Below are 17,239 nucleotides of genomic sequence, written 5' to 3' on the forward strand. Positions count from 1 at the left end.
CCCCCCCCCCCCCCCCCCCCCCCCCCCCCCCCCCCCCCCCCCCCCCCCCCCCCCCCCCCCCCCCCCCCCCCCCCCCCCCCCCCCCCCCCCCCCCCCCCCCCCCCCCCCCGCGGCCGGCTTCCGCCGCCGGTCCGCTCCTCCCTCGCAGGCCTCGGTCGATGCTCCCGGCGGCGTCAGCCGACGAGCACACCGGTCGGCGTCCGCCGCCGGTCCGCTCCTCCCTCGCAGGCCTCGGTCGATGCTCCCGGCGGCGTCAGCCGACCACGTCGACGCGGGGAGCGGTGTACTCCGGCACCGCGCACAGCGGCGGGCGCTCGTCGGTGGCGACGGTGGTGCTGCTCGGCACGAACCGCTGCCCGTCGTGCTGGAACTGGGTCAGCAGGCCGCCGGGCTCCAGCCCGCTGCGCTCGGCGCGGGCCAGCAGGGTCGAGACGATCTGGCCGGCCATCTTGCCCAGCGCCTCGTCGGTCTGGTGCGAGTGCTGGCGGGTGCCGAGGTCGACCTGGGCGAGCCCGTTGAGGCCGCAGACCTGGAGCAGGTCGACCAGCAGCCCCACCTCGACGCCGTAGCCGGAGACGAACGGCACCCGCTCCAGCGCGGAGCGGCGGCCGGCGTACTCCCCGCCCAGCGGCTGCACGAAGCCGGCCAGCTCCGGCCACAGGGCGTTGAGCAGCGGGCGGGCGGTCAGCTCGGTGACCCGGCCCCCGCCGGCCGGGCGGTGCTCGCCGTCGACGGTCAGCGGCCGGGTGTAGCAGCCCTTGACGTAGTCGACCCGCGGGTCGGTCAGCAGCGGGATGAGCAGCCCGGGTACGTAGTGGCTGACGTCGCCGAGCAGGTCGGAGTCCATGAAGACGACGAGGTCGCCCGAGGTGGCGGCCACGCCCTTCCACAGCGCCTCGCCCTTGCCGCGGCGGCTGCCGTGCGCGGGCAGCACGTCGGCGGCGGCGACGACGTCGGCCCCGGCCTCGCGGGCGACCTGGGCGGTCGCATCGGTGGAGTCGGAGTCGATGACGACGAGTTCGTCGACCAGCGGGACGCCGTGCACCCAGCGGTCGGCGAGATCCCGGACCAGGGTGCCGACGGTCGCCTCCTCGTCCCGCGCGGGCAGGACGAGGCTCACACGGTGCCCACCGCGGCGCTTGGCCAGCAGGAGGGCCTCGACGTCGATCTCGGCCAGGGAGGTGGCCGACGTGGTGCGGTCCTCGAACCAGGCGCGGGCGTCAGGTCGCATCAGCCCACTGTCGGGCACGGCCCCACCCCCTGCACGTCGGCGGGGCGTCGTTCACGTGAACTTCACGCACCCCCGCCACTCCAGCCTGACGGGCGGCGTGGTCGGCGGCAACAAACGCACGGTGTCCGGTCCCCGGCCGTCTCGGGCCCACTTCTTCCGCCGTCACGGCCATGTCGGTGGAAGGCCTGGTCAGGCGGGGGTGGCGACCCGGTCGTCGGCGGGCACCGCCGGCTCGGGGTGACCGAGGTCGCTGAGCCAGCCGCGCAGCACCCGGTGCAGGTGCTCGGCGCCGATGACCTCGCCCGGGTCGGCGAAGGACCGCGGGTGCAGCAGGAAGCCGCGCTGCTGCGGCCCGCCCAGGCCGCCGTGCGAGCCCACGTGCGGCTCGAACGGCGACGCCTCGTCGGTCTCCGGGTCGTACCGGCTGTTGATGACCACGTCGGGGCAGTGCGGGAAGCCCGACACCCGGGCGACCAGCGCCGCGGCGTGCTCGCCGTAGTCGGCCAGCGGGTCGGTGCCGATGACCACGCCGCTGTCCAGCCGGTGCAGCCCGTCCCGGCCGAGCACCACCGGCCCGAACTCCGTGGAGTGCACCAGCAGGAACCCGACGCCGGGGTGGTCGACCAGGGCCGGCAGCAGGTGCGGCCAGCGTCGCTCGATGGTCTCCAGCGGCACCCGGCCGGGGAGGTCGGCGAACGACACGTGCGCCATGTGGCCGGACACGCTGACGACGACCCCGGGCGCCGCGCGGCGGACCGCCCCGTGCTCCCCGGCCGGGGTGGCGCCGGGCTCCCCGGGGGTGGCCCGGCCAGCCCGGTCGCGCAGCCGTCGGGCGACCACTCCGCTGCCCTCGGCGAGGGCGGAGGTCACCTGCCAGGCCTCGGCCGACCGGCGGCTGTCCTCGACCGGTGCGGGGCGGCGCAGCCCGAGCAGCCGGCGCCGCGGGGCGGGGGCGACCGGACCGCCGCACAGCCGGCCGACCAGCTGCTCCACGGTCTCCCCGAACCGGTCGGCGAAGGCCTGGCCCTGGGTCTGCCCGTGGTCGGACAGGCAGACCAGGTGGTAGCGGCGCGGGGCGAGCTGGGCGGCCCGCCACAGCCGGCCGATCTGCTGGTCGATGGTGCGCAGCACCTCCAGGCTGTCGAACCGCTCGATGCCCGAGTGGTGGGCGACCTCGTCGTAGCCGAGGAAGTCCGCGTAGACGACGGGGCGGCCGGCGAGCATGTCCTCGAGCAGCGCGTTGACCACGACGTCGCGGGCGATGACCGTCGTGCCGGGCCGGGCGAGCGGGTAGAGGCCGCCGCGGCTGACCCGCGGGCGCACGTCCGCGCGGCGCTGTCGGGCCGCGGCCACCAGTTCCCGGTAGACGTCGACCAGCGACACCGCCAGCGTGCGCAGGGCGTTCACCGGGTTGGCGAAGTAGGCCTGGTAGCCGGCGCCGATGCGGTCCCGCGCCCGCCGTTCGCGCCGGGAAGCGCTGGGCACGACGACGGCGAGCGAGCTCATGGTCAGCGAGACGTGCGGGGCGTCGCCGGTGAACAGGTTGCCCCGCCCGGCGCCGTCCCCGGCGAGCAGGCCGCGGCCGTTCGAGTGCCGGCGCTCGACGTCCGCGGCGTCCTCCGGGTGGGAGACGGCGACGACGTGGTCGCGGTCCTTCTCGTACCAGCGGAAGCCGAGGACGTCGTCGTTGGCGCCGTGCAGGATGCCGCAGACGCTGGCCCCGGTCTGCGAGCTCCAGTCGGTGTGCCAGGAGCGCAGCACGTGGCTGTCGGCGCGCAGCCAGGCGGCGAGGGTGGGCATCGACCCGTCCCGGACGGCGCGCCGGGCGACGTCGTGCCCGAGGCCGTCGATCTGCAGGAACAGCACGCCCGGTGGGCAGTCGCCCAGGTCGGCGACGCCGCGCCGCCGGCGGGCACGGCGGAAGAAGAGCTCGTCCTCGTTGACCGCCAGCGCGCTGCTGACCAGCCCGGCGACGCCGGCCATGGCGACGGCGACGACGACGCTGGTCCGGAAGGAGTGCACCTCGACGCCGGGCAGGGCGTGGAAGACCGCCAGGACGCCGGCGCCCAGCAGCAGGAAGCTGCTCAGGCCGAAGGTGAGGAAGGCGACCGGCAGGGCGATCCGGACGACCAGCGGCCACACGACCGCGACCAGCACGCCCAGCAGCAGTGCGGCGACCGGCGGGTGCCACCACGCCCGCATGTCGAAGCCGGTCAGCCACTCGTCGAGCAGCACCAGCGCACCGGTGACCGCGGCCCACACCAGCAGCAGCCGGGCCAGCGTCCGGCCGCCGCGCAGTACCCGGCCGGACGGCGTTGCCTGGCTCACGGCCGCTCGCAGGCGGCCGGCAGCGCATCCCCCCGCGCCTTCTCGCGAGAAAGCTCGGGCGCTTTCTCGCGCGAAAGCTCGCGCGCTTGATCGCGCGAAAGCTCGGGCGCTTGATCGCGCGAAAGCTCGGGGAGGGCGGGGCGGTGGCGATGGTGCGACACCAGGTTGAGCACCAGGCCGACGGCGAGCACCAGAAGGGTGGCGATCAGCGTGGCGATCAGCGGGGAGTCGAAGATGCCGCCGCTGACCACCCCGAGCAGCGCGTAGGCCGTCGCCCACGTGGTGGCGGCGGCGAGGGAGGCGGGCAGCAGCCGGCGCCACGGGTAGGCCAGCGCCCCGGCGGCCAGCAGCACCGGGATGCGCCCCGCGGGCAGCAGCCGGCCGACGACGACGATCTGCCAGCCGTGCCGGCGGAACTGCTCGCGCACCTCCGCGATCCGCTCCGGGTGCTGGCCGCGGGCGACCCAGCGCACCGCGGCGGGCCCGCCGAACCGGCAGACGGCGAAGGTCACGACGTCGCCGGTCCACGCGCCCAGCACGGCCAGCAGCAGCACCAGCGGCAGCGAGAGGTGGTCGGTGGTGAGCGCGACCGCGGCGCCCGCGCCGACGACGGCGCCGGTGGGCACCACCGGCACGATCGAGCCGAGCAGCACGCCGCCGAAGACCACCGGGTAGCCGATCGAGCCGGCGTCGGTCCAGCCGGCGGCCACCACCTCGCCGGTCACGGCGTCGTCCCCGTGGCCGAGGGCAGCAGCACCGGGGCGCCGGGCTCGGTCAGCGCGACGGCGGTGGCCGAGCCGGCCGCGGCGACGGCGGCGGCGAACCGCCGCGGCGGCTCGGTGAGCAGCGTCCGCATGCGGGCCCGCCAGGGGCTGGGCAGCCGGGTCAGCCCGGCGAGGGCGAGCGTGCCCCAGTGCACCGGGACGGCGACCCGCGGGCGCAGCAGCCGCACCGCCTCCGCGGCACGCTGCGGGTCGAGGTGCCCGGGCCCGAGCGTGGGGCCCCAGCCCCACACCGGCAGCGCGGCGACGTCGATCCCCTCGGCGCCGAGATCGGTCATGCCGGGGAAGAGGTCGGTGTCCCCGGCGGCGTAGACCGTCGTCCCGGCGCCCTGCAGCAGGTGGCCGACGGCGGGGGCGTGCGGGCCGTGCGTGAGGCGCGGGCCCCAGCGGTGCCCGGCGTGCCGGGCCTCGGTGGCGGTCACGGTCAGCCCGCCGTCGGTGGTGCTCTGCCCGGGGGCGAGCTCCTCGACGGCGGTGAACCGGTGGGCGCGCAGCCACGACCCGGCGCCGCGGGGCACCAGCACCGGGGTCGACCGGCCCAGCCGGCGCAGCGAGGGCAGGTGCAGGTGGTCGTTGTGCAGGTGGGAGACGACCACCAGGTCGACGCCGGCCCAGGTCTCCGGCGGCAGGGGCGGGGCGACCCGGCGCACCGGGCCCAGCCCCGCGGTCAGCAGCGGATCGGTGAGCACCGTCCGCCCGGCCAGCTCCACCCGCACGGTGGAGTGACCCAGGAAGTGCAGGGACGGAGCGGTCACCGGGTCAGTATCGGCGCGGGGAGGCACCCCGGTCACCACACTTCCGCGCGCGGGCGGGGCGCCGGGAGGGGGGCCACGACGGCCGAGGAGGGGTGCCGCAGCAGGGTCGCGACCTGTGCGGCGGTCAGCCCGCTGGGCAGCACCGGCCCGGCGACGGCGACCTCCCCCTGCCGGCGGAGCTCGGAGAGCAGCTGCCGGGAGGTGATCTCCTTGGCCACGGTCGACACCTCGAAGCCGCGGGCGCTGCGGCCGATCGCGCCCAGCAGCTCCAGCGTCCGGTCGCGGTCGCCGCCGGCCCACAGGTTGCGGACGTCGACCATGACCACCTCGAGGGGCAGCCGGGCGAGCTGGGCCCACAGGGTCGAGCCCATGCCGTAGTCGTCCAGGCCCAGCCGGACACCCGTGCGCTGCACGGTGTGCAGCGCCGGGATGAGCGCGGCGGACGACGTCTGCAGCACGTCCTCGGTGACGAAGAGGGTGAGCCGGGGCGGCGTCAGGCCGGCGGCGGCGAGCGCGGCGGCCACCTCGCCGGGCAGTTCCTCGGCGTGCACGAGCCCCGCGGGCAGGTCGACGGCGACCAGCAGTTGGTCGTCCAGGGCGGCGACGTCGGCGCACGCGCGGGTGAGCAGCCACCGCTGCAGCGCCGCGGTCTGGCCCTGCCGTTCGGCGGCCGCCCACAGCTCGGCGGCGGGCAGCACGCCGAGTTCGGGGTGCACCCAGACGGGCTGGGCGTGCAGTGCGGCCAGGATGCCGGTGTCGCCGTTGGCGATGGTGTCGAAGCGGAGCTGGACGTCGCCGTCGGCCAGCGCGGCGGCTATGGAGCTGGTGGCCGTGGCCTGGGACACCCGGTCCTCGCTGTGCACGCGCCAGCAGCCCTTGCCGGCCTGCTTGGCGGCCCGCAGGGCGGCGTCGGCCTGGCGGAAGGCGAGCTGCCCACCGCCGGGGTGCACCCGGCTGAGGCCCACGCTGGCCCCGACGCTGAAGGTGCGGCCGCCGACCCGGTAGGGCCGGGCGAGCACGTCCACCACCCGCTGCGCGGCCTCGGTGGCGGCGTCCTCGTCGCCGGCCAGCAGCACCGCGAACTCGTCACCGCCGAGCCGGGCGACCAGGTCGTCGGCGCGCACCAGGCCCTCCAGGCGGCGGGCGACCTCGACCAGCAGCAGGTCACCGGCCTCGTGGCCGGCGGAGTCGTTGACCGCCTTGAACCCGTCGAGGTCGAGCACCAGCAGGGACCGGTCCCCGGTGGCCGGGGACGCCATCTCCTGGAAGAGCATCGCGCGGTTGCGCAGCCGGGTCAGGTGGTCGGTGAACGCCATCCGCTCCAGCTCGCGTTCGCGCCGCCGGCGGGTGGTGACGTCGCGCAGGTGCAGCACCCGCCGGCCGCTGCCGGGCCGCTCGTGGTGGGTGACCTCCAGGTCGCGCGGTTCGCCGCCGGCCGGCAGCACCCGCAGGTGCAGTGGCGGGGCGACGTCGTCGACGACGGCGGTGAGCTCGCGGGCGACGCAGGCCCGGTCCTCCTCGGGCAGCAGGTCCAGCAGCAGCGGGTGCGGGGCGGCGTCGGAGAGCCCCAGCAGAGTGCGGGCCGCCGGGGAGGTGAACTCCAGGCGCAGGTCGGCGCCGACGATCGCGACGCCGTCGGAGCTCGCCTCGACCAGCCCGCGGAAGTCCTCCTCGGTGCGCACCAGTTCCTGGGCCATCCGGCCGCTCTCCCGGATCCGCAGCGCCGTCCGGACCAGGAGCAGCAGGATCAGCACGGCGGTGCAGATGACCTCCCCGGCGCCGATGGGCAGCTCCAGGACGACGGCGAGCAGCAGGGTCACCGGGACGCCCACCAGGGCGAGGACGACGATCGCGACACCGGCGGCGTTCACCCGCGGCACCGGCTCGATGCTCGCGGCCGGGTCGGTGGGGGCAGGGCCGGCCGGGGCCAGCGCCACGGCCCGCAGGCCGGTGGCCAGGGCCAGCAGGACGGCGACGTCGGAGACGGCGACCAGCGCCCCGGCCGGGACGAGGAACTCGGCGGCCACCAGCGCGGAGGCGAGCCCGATCAGCCCGGTCATCTGGATGATCGCGGTCGCCGACCGGTGCACCGCCTCGGAGGACACCGTGCACAGCGCCCCCACCACCCCGATCGCGACGGCGGGGTACAGGCCGTAGGCCAGCACCACCGGCTGCAGGTGCGGCGCGAGCGCGCCGGGGGCCAGGGCGGGGGAGAGCACCAGCACGTCGCCGACGATCACCAGGGCGACGGTGACCGTGAGCCCGTCGACCACCAGGATCGGCCACCGCGCGCCCCGCACCCGGCCGCCGATCAGCGCCGCGCTGACCAGTGGGCCGAGGGCGGCCAGGAGCATGAACGCGTCGGCCGGCCGCAGCCCGTCCGCCGAGGCGCCGTTGCCCGCCGCGGCCAGCACGCTGGCGGCGGCGTAGAGCAGTGCGCTCACGCCGAGCACCTGCCAGGGCAGCCGGTCGCGGCGCTGCATCGCGCCGGTGAGGCGGGCGCAGTGCCAGGCCGCCCAGCTCCCGAAGACGGCGAGCACCACGTCGTCCCACTGGGGGAGGGCGCCGGCCGGGCTGAACGGCAGGGTGACGGCCAGCCCGGCCAGCGTCAGCAGCACGGGCAGCCGCAGCTGCGGTCCCCGGTGGTCGTTCACCCCGTCGCCCCGGGGGCCTCGCGCCCCGCGGCGGTGCCGGCCGCGCCGCGGTCAGCGGGGTCGCCTGCCGCGCCGTCGGGCAGGTCACCCGTCAGGGCCCCGGGAGCCAGCGGGCGGGCGAGCAGGTAGCCCTGGATGAAGCGGTGTCCCATGTCGCGCAGCAGCTGGAGCTCGGCCGCGGTCTCCACGCCCTCGACCACCACGGCCAGGCCCAGGCTGGTGCCCAGGTGCAGGACCGAGGCGCACAGCGCCCGGCGCTGGTGGTCGTGCTCCACGTCGGCGAGGAACTGCCGGTCCATCTTCAGCACGTCGATCGGCAGGCCGACCAGGTAGGCCAGCGACGACCAGCCGGTGCCGAAGTCGTCGACCGCGATGCGCACGCCGAGGCGGCGCAGCAGCTCCAGGTCGGCGACGACGTGGTCGTCGTCGAGCAGCACCGACTCGGTGATCTCCAGGAGCAGCCGCGAGGCGGCCAGCCCGCTGTCCTCCAGCGCCGCCAGCACGTCGTCCACCAGCTCGCCGGTGCGCAGGTGCCGGGCGGAGACGTTGACGGCGACCGCGAGGTCCTCGTGTGGCAGCCCGGCCACCGTCGCGGTGGCCTGGTGCAGCACCCAGCGGCCCAGCTCGGTGATCAGCGCCGACTCCTCGGCCAGCGGCACGAACTCCGCGGGGGAGACCTCGCCGTACACCGGGTGCCGCCAGCGCAGCAGCGCCTCCACCGTCGTCGTCCGGTGCAGGGCCAGGTCGACGACCGGCTGGTAGACCAGGTGCAGCTGGTCGGCGGCGAGCGCCCGCGCCAGGTCGGCGCGCAGCGCCTCCTCGCGGTCCTGGTTCATCCGCAGCGCGTCGGAGTGCCGGCGCACCCGGCCGGGGCCGGCCGCACGGGCACTGCGCAGCGCCAGGTCGGCCCGGCGCAGCGCCTCGCCGGCGTCGGTGTCGGTGGGCAGCCAGGTCACCCCGGCGGCGGCGGTCAGCCGCACGGTGCCGCTGCCGGTGAGCACCGGCTCGACGGCCGCGACCAGCCGCCCGGCCACCGTCTCGGCGTCGGCGATGGTGCCCTGCACCAGCACGGCGAACTCGTCGGTGCCGGCGCGGGCCAGCCAGTCGTCGCCCCGCAGGGCACGGCTGAACCGGGTGGTCAGCTCGCGCAGCACGCGCTGGTCGTCGTCCGGGGGCAGCCCGTCGACACCGAGGACCACCAGGGCGGCGGCTCCCGCCGCGGCGGGGTCCCGGAGCGCGGCGGTCAGCCGCTGGGTGAGCGCGGAGCGGCTGGGCAGGCCGGTGGCCGGGTCGGTGGTGCTGAGGGCGGTGAGGTCGAGGTCGGCCGGACGCGGGGCGGTGGCGCTGACGTCCCGGCAGTACAGCACCAGCGCGCCGACGTCGGGGTCGCCGCGCAGGTCGCGCACCTGGGCCCGGATCAGCCGCCAGCGGCCGTCCAGGTGCTGGATGCGCGCGGTGCGGGTCTTGGTGTCCGTGCCGTCGGGCTGCGGGGCCGCGAGCGCGGCGATCAGGCCGGGTGCGTCGTCGGGGTGGACGGCGTCGGCGATGGCCAGGCCCACGGTGCGCTGCGGGTCCAGCCCGAGCAGCTCGGTGATCGAGGGGGAGACCCACCGCACCCGCAGCTCGTCGTCCAGGATCACGATCGGGTCGGCGCTGCCCCGCACCAGCGTGCGGAAGTACGCCTCGGAACGGGTGAGGTCGGCGGTGAGCTGCCGCTGCGCCCGCCAGGTCACTGCCTGGTGGACCATCAGCACCCCCAGGCCGACCAGCGCCAGGGCGGTGCCGGTGATCGTCAGGTCCCCGGTGACGGGCACGCTGACCAGCAGCAGGCCGCCGCCGACCACGGCCGTGGCGTGCGGCAGCAGGGCGCCCAGCGCCGAGCTGCTGTGCGGGGCCCCGCAGTGGGCGGGCGCGGCGCGGTCGGTGCGCACGGCGATGCCGACCAGGCACAGCCCGAGCACGCTGAGGGAGCAGGCGAGGTACTGCACCGGCCCGGGGCCCGACGTGACGGAGGCGAAGCCGGAGGCCACCGATGCGCAGCACTGCGCCGCGAACACCAGCAGGCCCACCCGCCGTGCGGCCGGCGGGCTGGCCGCGACCAGCAGCAGCGAGCAGCCGGTGCCGATGGCGATGGCGAACAGCAGCGCGAACATGGCGATCGTCGCGGGCTGGGACAGCAGGCCGCTGTCGGCGATGGTCAGCCGGTAGATGGTGTGCACCGTCAGCAGGTCGGCGATGACGAAGAGCACCAGCGAGGTGAGCAGCTGGGCGCGGTGCACCCGCAGCCGGCGCAGGTCGATCAGCCGGGTGATCGCCGCCACGACCAGCAGCTGACCGGGGATGCTGCCCAGCGCGGTCTGGCCCCAGGGCACCAGCATCCCGGCCAGGGCCGCACCGCCGCCGCCGAGGCCCACCGAGAGGGCGTACCAGCGCCAGGCGGCCGGGTGGGCGCTGTGCGCGGCCCCGCGGGCCAGCAGCACGGTGGCGCCGATGATCACCGCGAAGGTGAGCGCGACCGGGGCCATCGGGCCGAGCACCGGGCCGGCCGCCGCCGTCACCAGGCCGGCGGCGAGCGCCAGCAGCAGCGCGCGGCCGAGCCGCGGTGCGGCCGTGGCACGCCGGGTCGGGGCGGTCACGGCCCGCGCCGGGGCGGCGAGGACTCCTGTGGTCACCTCCCCGTGTTCGGGACCGCGCGGGCACTGCTCCACCGCTGCCGCCCGTCGGCTCACCCCTCGGGGGGAGTGGTACGAACGAGGTGTGCAGCCCGCGGACCGACCGGACGGCGACCGGGTGGTGCGCCCCGGGCCGCTGCGGTGGCTGGTGTACGCCTTCGGCGGTCGGCTGCCCGCCCGGTACGGCCCCTGGGTGCTGCACGACACCACCACGCGCACCTGGGCCTGGCGGCACGTCGCGCGGTCGCTGGTGCAGCTCGCCGTCCCGGTCACCCTGGTGCTCCTGCTGGTGCCCGGCCCGTTCTGGATCCGCGGCATGGCCGCCCTGGGTGGGGTGGCGATGGGGCTGATCTTCTCGCTGGCCTACATGACCGAGACCACCGAGCACCGGCTGGTGCGGGCCGGGTACCCCGCGGGCACCGCGGCGGCCGCGCACGACCGGGCGGCGCAGGAGCGGCTGGCGGCGGAGTCGGTGCGCAAGCGCGAGGCCGCCGCCCGCCGGGCGGCCCGTTACCGCGGCGAGAGCTGACCCGGCGCCGTCGTCGGCGTCCCCGCTGCCGCCACCCGGCCCGCTTCCCACGCGTTCCGGTCGCTTTCCCCGTGCTGCAGCGCGAGGGAGGTGACCGAAGAGCGTGGGACGTGCCGGCGGTCAGTCGCCGGCGGACCTCCGCTGCACGTCCGCGCGGCCGACGAGAGCTGCCGCCAGTGCGCCCAGGGCCAGCATCGGGAGGTAGCCCACCACGTCGCGCTCACCGCGGACCACCTCGATCCCGGCCAGTACGACCACCACGCTGCCGCCGACTGCGAGCGCGGTCTTGTTGCGAAAGGGCGCCGCCGCGGCAGCCCGGTGCTCGGGGTCGCGGTACCTGATCGCCAAGGTCACCGCTGCTGCGCTCACCAGGAGCAGGATCGTCGTTTCCATCGTGCGCACCTCCGTCTCACCGGCCGTGGCCGTCGCGCCGGCGGGCGCCCCGGGCAGTTCCCGCACACTGTGCCGACAGGTCCGTGCCCCCGGCAAGCACCCGCGCGCCCCGGGCGGCGCTCCCCGCGGGCGTCGTCGGACGGCGCACCTGCGTGGTGAACCGGTCCGGCGCCGGGCGGGGGGCGGTGACCGCGCGCCGGGTGTCGACCCGACTCGCCAGACGGGGGAGTCGGACGCGCGAGGTGCGGGATCAAGTGGCAAGCTCGCACCCGTGAAGACGTGGCTCGATGCGTGGCCGGTGTTCCGGCAGCTGACAGGTCCTGATCCGCTGGGGCGTGGCAAGGCCGCGCGCAGCAAGGCGACCGAAGAGGTGGTCAGCCGAACGGCCACCGCCGACCGGGTGGTGCAGTCGGTCTGCCCGTACTGCGCCGTCGGCTGCGGCCAGCGGATCTTCGTGAAGGACGAGCAGGTCGTCCAGATCGAGGGCGACCCCGACTCGCCGATCAGCCGCGGCCGGCTCTGCCCCAAGGGCAGCGCCAGCAAGCAGCTGGTCACCAGCCCGAGCCGGGTCACGACGGTCAAGTACCGCCGTCCGCACGGGACGGAGTGGGAGGACCTCGACCTCGACACGGCGATGGACATGATCGCCGACCGCGTCCTCGACGCCCGCCGCAAGGGCTGGCAGGACGAGGTCGACGGCCACGCCGTCAACCGCACGCTGGGGATAGCGAGCCTCGGAGGGGCGACCCTCGACAACGAGGAGAACTACCTCATGAAGAAGCTCTACAGCGCCATGGGCGCGATCCAGATCGAGAACCAGGCCCGCATATAGCACTCCGCGACGGTCCCCGGTCTGGGGACCTCGTTCGGTCGTGGCGGCGCCACGAACTTCCAGCAGGACCTGGTGAACTCCGATTGCATCGTGATCGAGGGTTCGAACATGGCCGAGTGCCACCCGGTCGGCTTCCAGTGGGTCATGGAGGCCAAGGCCCGGGGCGCGAAGGTCATCCACATCGACCCGCGGTTCACCCGCACCAGCGCGCTGGCCGACCTGCACGTGCCGCTGCGCGCCGGCACCGACATCGCCTTCCTCGGCGGGCTGATCAAGTACGTCCTCGACAACGACCTGGACTTCCGCGAGTACGTGGTCGCCTACACCAACGCGGCGGCGATCCTGCGTGAGGACTTCCAGGACACCGAGGACCTCGACGGCCTGTTCTCCGGGTTCGACCCGGAGACCGGGCAGTACGACGAGACCACCTGGCAGTACGAGGGCGTGAACCTGCCGGCCTCGGCCGGTCAGCGTTCGCCCAGCGAGCCCGGTGGGTCGGCCTTCCGCGACGGCGAGGGCCGGCCGGACGACGCCGCGGACGATGGCACCGACGACGAGACCGAGGGCGTCAAGGAGGCCGACCAGCAGCAGGGCGCGCAGGGCTCGGCCGACATCCACGGCAGGCCGGAGCGGGACGAGACGCTGCAGCACCCGCGCTGCGTCTTCCAGGTGCTGAAGCGGCACTACGCCCGGTACACCCCGGAGATGGTCGCCGACATCTGTGGCATCGAGCCGGAGGTGTTCCTCAAGGTCGCCGAGTGGGTCACCGCCAACAGCAACCGCGAGCGGACGACGGCGTGGGTCTACTCGGTGGGCTGGACGCACCACACCGTGGGCGTGCAGTACATCCGGACGGCGTCGGTGCTGCAGGCGCTGCTGGGCAACATGGGCCGCCCGGGCGGCGGGATCCTGGCGCTGCGCGGGCACGCCAGCATCCAGGGCTCCACCGACATCCCGACGCTGTTCAACATCCTGCCCGGCTACATCCCGATGCCCCACGCCCAGCAGCACACCGACCTGGACAGCTTCTGCTCCTCCGCCGACGACCGGATCGGCTTCTGGGGCAACATGCGCTCCTACACGGTGAGCATGCTGAAGTCCTGGTGGGGCGACGCCGCGACCGCGGAGAACGACTTCGCGTTCAACTACCTGCCGCGGCTGACCGGTGACCACGGCACGTACACCACGGTCGCCGACATGATCGAGGGCAACGTGCCCGGCTACTTCCTGGTGGGCGAGAACCCGGCGGTGGGCAGCGCGAACGGGCGCATGCAGCGCTTCGGGCTGGCCAACCTGGAGTGGCTGGTCGTCCGCGACCTGCAGATGATCGAGTCGGCGACGTTCTGGAAGACCGCCCCGGAGATCGAGACCGGGGAACTGGTCACCGAGGACATCGCCACCGAGGTCTTCTTCATGCCCGCGGCCACGCACGTGGAGAAGGAGGGCACCTTCACCCAGACGCAGCGGCTGCTGCAGTGGCGGCACAAGGCGGTCGAGCCGCCGGCCGACTGCCGCAGCGACCTGTGGTTCTACTTCCACCTGGGCCGTCGGCTCCGGGAGAAGCTGGCCGGGTCCACCGACCCGCGGGACCGTCCGCTGCTGGACCTCACCTGGGACTACCCGACGCACGGGGAGATCGAGGAGCCCAGCGCCGACGCGGTGCTCCGGGAGATCAACGGCTCCGGCCCGGACGGCGAGATGCTGTCGACCTACCTGGACATGAAGGACGACGGGTCGACCACCGGCGGCTGCTGGATCTACACCGGCGTCTACGCCGACGGGGTGAACCAGGCCGCCCGGCGCAAGCCCGGCCGGGAGCAGGACTGGGTCGCCGCCGAGTGGGGCTGGGCCTGGCCGTCGAACCGCCGGGTGCTCTACAACCGCGCCTCGGCCGACCCGGACGGCAAGCCGTGGAGCGAGCGCAAGGCCTACGTCTGGTGGGACGAGGAGGCCGGGAAGTGGACCGGTCATGACGTCCCCGACTTCGAGGCCACCAAGCGGCCGGACTACGTGCCGCCGAAGGGTGCGACGGCGCAGGCCGGCCTGGGCGGTGGCGACCCGTTCGTCATGCAGGCCGACGGGAAGGCCTGGCTGTTCGTGCCGGCGGGGCTGGCCGACGGCCCGATGCCGGCGCACTACGAGCCGGCCGAGTCGCCGGTGGAGAACGCGCTGTACGGCCAGCAGGCGAACCCGGGCCGGGAGGAGATCCACGCTGCGTACAACCGGGGCAACCCGCCGCGCAGCGAGGTCTACCCGTACGCGATGACCACCTACCGGCTGACCGAGCACCACACGGCCGGTGGGATGAGCCGCACGCTGCCCTACCTGTCCGAGCTGCAGCCGGAGTTCTTCGTCGAGGTCAGCCCGCAGCTGGCCGAGGAGCGCGGGCTGGAGAACGGCGGCTGGGCGACGCTGATCAGCGCCCGGACGGCGATCGAGGCCCGGGTGCTGGTCACCGAGCGGATCCGGCCGATGAAGCTGAAGGGTGGCCAGGTCGTCGAGCAGATCGGCATCCCGTACCACTGGGGTGAGCAGGGTCTGTCCACCGGCGACTCCGGCAACGACCTGTTCGGCGTCGTGATGGACCCCAACGTGCACATCCAGGAGACGAAGGTCGGCACCTGCGACATCCAGCCCGGGCGGCGTCCGCGCGGCAAGGCGCTGGTGCAGTACGTGGAGGACTACCGGATCCGGGCGGGCGTGCAGTCGGGTCTGATCCCCAGCGGCGGCCGGGCACCGATCGAGGAGGGGACGAGCTGATGCGGCTCGACCCGATGGAGGAGGAGCGCTCGTGACCACCGTCAGCTCGGCGAGCCCGGCGCTCACCGGCAACGACCCGGCCAACCGGCTGTACGGTCCGCTGCCCGACGTGAGCGGGGAGGCAGGGTACGAGGACGACCACCCGGCGCGGGTGGGCTTCTTCACCGACACCTCGGTCTGCATCGGTTGCAAGGCCTGCGAGGTCGCCTGCAAGGAGTGGAACACGCTCCCGATGGACGACTCGCACGGCAACCGGGACGCGATGGGCCTGTCCGGGATGTCGTACGACAACACCGGCATGCTCGGGGCCAACTCCTGGCGGCACGTCGCCTTCGTCGAGCAGAGCCGGGCGGTCGACCTGCCGATGCCCACGATCGGGCTGCCGGGGGCGGAGGGCGCGGGCAAGCACGGCGAGAGCCAGGCACCGGGTGACGCGCACGCCACGACGCACGGTGGCAACGCCGACGGCGGGCTGACCGCGCAGTCCAGCGTGCTCAACGCCGAGGCGCTCAGCGAGTTCGACCCGCAGACCGGGCACTCGGCCGACCGGGAGATCCGCTGGCTGATGTCCTCCGACGTGTGCAAGCACTGCACGCACGCCGGCTGCCTGGACGTCTGCCCGACCGGGGCGCTGTTCCGCACCGAGTTCGGCACCGTCGTGGTGCAGGGCGACATCTGCAACGGCTGCGGCTACTGCGTGCCGGCCTGCCCCTACGGCGTGATCGACAAGCGCGAGGACGACGGCCGGGTCTTCAAGTGCACGATGTGCTATGACCGGCTCACCGACGGGCTGCAGCCGGCCTGCGCCACCGCGTGCCCGACCCAGTCGATCCAGTTCGGCGACCTCGACGAGCTCCAGGCCCGGGCCGACGCCCGGCTGGCCACGCTCAAGGAGCAGGGCGTGGAGACCGCCCGGCTCTACGGCCGCGACGAGGACGACGGCGTCGGTGGCGCGGGGGCGTTCTTCCTGCTGCTCGACGAGCCGGAGGTCTACGGGCTCCCGCCGGACCCGATCGTCACCACCCGCGACCTGCCGTCGATGTGGAAGCACGCCGTCGGCGGGGCGGCCATGGTGATCGGGTTCGCGCTCACCGCCGTGCTCGGCTCGCGGAAGGGACCGCGTCGATGACCGAGGGACTCGTGACGCCGGGTGCCGGCTGGCGGCGGGCCGACGGCCCGCCGGCGCAGGCGCGGGAGAAGAAGCGCCGCAAGGGCGGCCGGCGCGGCGGGAGCCGCGACGGCGACCCCACCGTCGACGAGGCCGAGTTCACCTCGTACTACGGCCGGCCGATCATCAAGCCGCCGGTGTGGAAGTCCCCGGACGTGCCGCTCTACCTGTTCCTGGGCGGTGCCGCCGGTTCCTCGGCGGTGCTCGGGGCGATCGCCGACGCCAGCGGGCGCCCGACGCTGACCCGGGTCGCGCACTACACCGCCGGTGGTGGCGCGCTCGCCTCGGTGGGGTGGCTGATCCACGACCTGGGCCGGCCGGAGCGGTTCCTGCACATGCTGCGGGTGCTGAAGCCGACGTCGCCGCTCTCGGTGGGCTCCTACATCCTCGCGCCGTTCAGCGCGCTGACCGCGGCGACCGCGGGCCTGCAGCTGCTGGAGGCCTTCCCCGGCCTGCAGAAGTTCGGGCTGCGGCGGATCTCCCGCTGGTTCCCCGCCCTGGAGAAGCTCACCGGCGCCACCTCCGCGGTCTTCGGCGGCCCGATGACCACCTACACGGCGGTGCTGCTGGCCAACACCGCGGTCCCGTCGTGGCACGCGCCGTACAAGGAGCTGCCGTTCGTCTTCGCCGGCTCGGGGATGGCCGCCGGTGGCGGCATCTGCATGGCGTTCACCCCGGTCGCCGAGGCGGGGCCGGCGCGGAAGATGGCGGTCGCCGGTGCGGCGGTCGAGCTGGCCGCGATGCACAAGGTCGAGCACGACCACGGCATCGTCGGCGAGCCGTACCAGGTGGGCCACGCCGGGAAGCTGATGAAGGCGGCGAAGGCCTGCACCGCCGGCGGTGCCGGCCTGACCGTGCTGGCGGGCCGCTCTCGGGTGGGAGCGGCGGTGTCCGGTGCGCTGCTGGCCGCCGGCTCGCTGCTCACCCGGTTCGGCGTCTACGAGGCCGGCATGGCCAGCGCCAAGGACCCGAAGTACACCGTCGTCCCGCAGCGCGAGCGGCTCGCGGCCCGCGAGGCCGGCCGGGCGGCGACGACCGACGGCAGCGAGGGCAACGCCGTCGCCACCGGTGAGGCCAGCACCATCACCCGCTGAGGAAGCGTCCGACCGGAACTGCTCCGCACCGCCGCTGGTGG

10 protein-coding genes and 1 pseudogene are annotated in these 17,239 nt (G+C 75.0%); 4 read left to right on the forward strand and 7 right to left on the reverse strand.

Features of this window, described 5'->3' with window-relative positions:
• Nucleotides 1-253: 253 nt before the first annotated feature.
• The 6 genes from ACI79Y_RS14695 to ACI79Y_RS14720 form a co-directional block, all read right to left on the reverse strand.
• On the reverse strand, nucleotides 254-1,231 hold the full coding sequence (locus ACI79Y_RS14695) for a glucosyl-3-phosphoglycerate synthase (RefSeq protein ID WP_457159191.1): 978 nt from the start codon (nucleotides 1,229-1,231) through the stop codon (nucleotides 254-256).
• A 189-nt stretch (nucleotides 1,232-1,420) separates the two neighbouring features.
• Nucleotides 1,421-3,559, reverse strand: a complete 2,139-nt coding sequence (locus tag ACI79Y_RS14700; RefSeq protein WP_457159192.1) for a phage holin family protein — start codon at nucleotides 3,557-3,559, stop codon at nucleotides 1,421-1,423.
• On the reverse strand, nucleotides 3,556-4,284 hold the full coding sequence (locus ACI79Y_RS14705) for a DedA family protein (protein ID WP_457159193.1): 729 nt from the start codon (nucleotides 4,282-4,284) through the stop codon (nucleotides 3,556-3,558). Before ACI79Y_RS14705 ends, ACI79Y_RS14700 begins: the two co-directional genes overlap by 4 nt.
• Complete coding sequence (locus tag ACI79Y_RS14710; RefSeq protein WP_457159194.1) at nucleotides 4,281-5,096, reverse strand: MBL fold metallo-hydrolase; 816 nt, start codon at nucleotides 5,094-5,096, stop codon at nucleotides 4,281-4,283. The genes ACI79Y_RS14705 and ACI79Y_RS14710 overlap by 4 nt, the downstream gene beginning before the upstream one ends.
• 32 nt (nucleotides 5,097-5,128) lie before the next feature.
• Nucleotides 5,129-7,750 (reverse strand): diguanylate cyclase domain-containing protein, encoded by a 2,622-nt coding sequence (locus tag ACI79Y_RS14715; protein ID WP_457159195.1) that lies wholly within the window; start codon nucleotides 7,748-7,750, stop codon nucleotides 5,129-5,131.
• Nucleotides 7,747-10,422, reverse strand: coding sequence for a putative bifunctional diguanylate cyclase/phosphodiesterase (locus ACI79Y_RS14720; protein WP_457159196.1), 2,676 nt, complete (start codon nucleotides 10,420-10,422; stop codon nucleotides 7,747-7,749). Before ACI79Y_RS14720 ends, ACI79Y_RS14715 begins: the two co-directional genes overlap by 4 nt.
• Before the next feature lie 85 nt (nucleotides 10,423-10,507).
• Between ACI79Y_RS14720 and ACI79Y_RS14725 the strand changes: the two genes are divergently transcribed.
• Nucleotides 10,508-10,951: a DUF5313 family protein gene (locus ACI79Y_RS14725; protein WP_457159197.1), complete on the forward strand. Its 444-nt coding sequence runs from the start codon at nucleotides 10,508-10,510 to the stop codon at nucleotides 10,949-10,951.
• A 120-nt stretch (nucleotides 10,952-11,071) separates the two neighbouring features.
• On the opposite strand, the gene ACI79Y_RS14730 is transcribed toward ACI79Y_RS14725, so the two are convergent.
• On the reverse strand, nucleotides 11,072-11,344 hold the full coding sequence (locus ACI79Y_RS14730; RefSeq protein WP_457159198.1) for a hypothetical protein: 273 nt from the start codon (nucleotides 11,342-11,344) through the stop codon (nucleotides 11,072-11,074).
• A 271-nt stretch (nucleotides 11,345-11,615) separates the two neighbouring features.
• On the opposite strand from ACI79Y_RS14730, the pseudogene fdh reads away from it, so the two are divergent.
• The 3 genes and pseudogenes from fdh to nrfD all read left to right on the forward strand — a co-directional run bounded on the left by fdh (nucleotide 11,616) and on the right by nrfD (nucleotide 17,198).
• A pseudogene (gene fdh, locus ACI79Y_RS14735) lies at nucleotides 11,616-14,936 on the forward strand (formate dehydrogenase).
• A gap of 31 nt (nucleotides 14,937-14,967) precedes the next feature.
• A complete protein-coding gene (locus ACI79Y_RS14740) occupies nucleotides 14,968-16,065 on the forward strand; it encodes a 4Fe-4S dicluster domain-containing protein (protein ID WP_457159199.1) in 1,098 nt (365 codons plus the stop codon).
• Nucleotides 16,062-17,198: an NrfD/PsrC family molybdoenzyme membrane anchor subunit gene (gene nrfD, locus ACI79Y_RS14745; protein WP_457159200.1), complete on the forward strand. Its 1,137-nt coding sequence runs from the start codon at nucleotides 16,062-16,064 to the stop codon at nucleotides 17,196-17,198. The genes ACI79Y_RS14740 and nrfD overlap by 4 nt, the downstream gene beginning before the upstream one ends.
• Nucleotides 17,199-17,239: the final 41 nt, after the last annotated feature.

This window comes from Modestobacter sp. SYSU DS0875 (assembly GCF_054050915.1).

Bases quoted from the DNA above. Each gene is read 5' to 3' on its own strand.
- ACI79Y_RS14695 (WP_457159191.1), bottom strand. From the start codon at position 1,231: ATGCGACCTGACGCCCGCGCCTGGTTCGAGGACCGCACCACGTCGGCC.
- ACI79Y_RS14730 (WP_457159198.1), bottom strand. From the start codon at position 11,344: ATGGAAACGACGATCCTGCTCCTGGTGAGCGCAGCAGCGGTGACCTTG.
- nrfD (WP_457159200.1), top strand. From the start codon at position 16,062: ATGACCGAGGGACTCGTGACGCCGGGTGCCGGCTGGCGGCGGGCCGAC.